Origin of the sequence: Nocardiopsis sp. TNDT3 (genome assembly GCF_003427465.1) — a bacterium.
Classification (GTDB): Bacteria; Actinomycetota; Actinomycetes; order Streptosporangiales; family Streptosporangiaceae; genus Nocardiopsis; species Nocardiopsis dassonvillei.
The window spans coordinates 1-1,372 of record NZ_QPFC01000444.1 but is presented as its reverse complement, the minus strand read 5'-3'; the positions used below and the strand labels follow the sequence as shown (position 1 = coordinate 1,372).

At 75.4% G+C, this 1,372-nt stretch carries 2 protein-coding genes; one reads left to right on the top strand and one right to left on the bottom strand.

All coding sequences use genetic code 11. The features are described 5' to 3' along the window. The coding region (locus DQW06_RS11695) for a nucleotide disphospho-sugar-binding domain-containing protein (protein ID WP_370449068.1) at positions 1-325 on the top strand (325 nt) is incomplete at its 5' end. Between the two features lie 18 nt (positions 326-343). On the opposite strand, the gene DQW06_RS11690 is transcribed toward DQW06_RS11695, so the two are convergent. After that, positions 344-1,339, bottom strand: coding sequence for a Gfo/Idh/MocA family protein (locus tag DQW06_RS11690; RefSeq protein ID WP_013155691.1), 996 nt, complete (start codon positions 1,337-1,339; stop codon positions 344-346). Positions 1,340-1,372 lie beyond the last annotated feature (33 nt).

Sequence of the window (1,372 nt, the reverse complement as noted above, 5' to 3'; positions counted from 1 at the left end):
GCACGCCCTGGCCCCCACCTGCGCCGCCATGGTCGACCACGGGGGGTGGGGGACCGTGCTCACGGGACTGGACGCGGGCGTGCCGCAGGTCATCGTCCCCAGCTGGTTCGACGATCCGATGCTCGCCGACATGCTCGCCGCGCGGGACGCGGCCGTCTCCGTCCCCCACCGGACCATGACCGCCGGGGACGTCAGCACGGCGGTCTCCCGGCTTCTGGAGGACCCCGCCCTGGCCCGGGGCACCGCGCGCGTGCGCGAGGCGATGCGCGCGATGCCCTCTCCGGCCGACCTCGCCGACGCGCTCGTCCGCCGGGCGGGGGGCTGACACCCGGCGCGCACGCGCTCAGACCGGGGAGTGGGCGGCGGCCTCGCGGACGCGTTCGACCAGGCCGGCGAGGGCCAGGACCGGCGCCGTGTCCACGGCCGCCCGCCCCCGCACACCGTCCGCGAACGCCGTCAACAGGTTGCGGAACTGGTGGTCGGCCTCCAGGGACAGGTCCTCGGCCCCCTCGTCCGTGCGCAGTTCCAGGGTGGGGCGCAGCGTCTCGGGCGGTGTGAAGGCCCGGTCCAGCCGCAGGGTCCCCTTCTCCCCCCAGACGGTGTAGGTGTTGCGGTAGTGCATCCCGAAGCCGAACCCGAGCTGCACCGCCACCCCGCCCGGACCCGAGAGCAGCACCGAACCCCGCGTGTCCACCCCCGTGTCCGGCGCGTGGTCCAGGAAGGCGCCGCGCACGCGGAGGTCGTCACCCAACAGGAACTGGGCCAGGCCCAGCGGGTACACGCCCACGTCGAGCAGCGCGCCGCCGCCCAGCGCCGGGTCGTGCCTGATGTCCCCCGGAGCGCGCGCCGGCACGCCGAACTCGCACATCAGCGCGCGCGTGCGCCCCGCCGCGCCGTGTTGCAGCAGCCGCCTCAGCTCGTGGTGCTGGGAGTGGTGCCGGAAGGCGAAGTTCTCCATGACGGTCAGACCGCGCCGACCGGCCTCGGCGACCAGCTCGGCCGAGGTCCGCCCACCGACGGTCAGGGGCTTCTCGGACAGGACGTGGAGCCCGGCCTCCAGGGCCCGGCCCACCCATTCGTGCCGCAGCCCCACCGGGAGCGGCATGTACACGGCGTCCAGGTCCGGACGCGCGAGCAGGTCGGCGTAGCCGGTGACGGCCTCGCAGCCGAAGCGCTCGGCGAACCCGCGCGCCTTGGCGGGGTCGCGGCTGGCCACGGCGACGAGCTCCACCGAGGGCGTCACCGCCACGGCGGGCAGAACGCGCCTCCAGGCGATGTCGGCGCAGCCGACCAGTCCGAGCCGTACCGGCGCTCCCGTACCCCCGAGCGTCGAGGACACACGACCTCCCTCGTGTCGACCGCTGCCGAGACA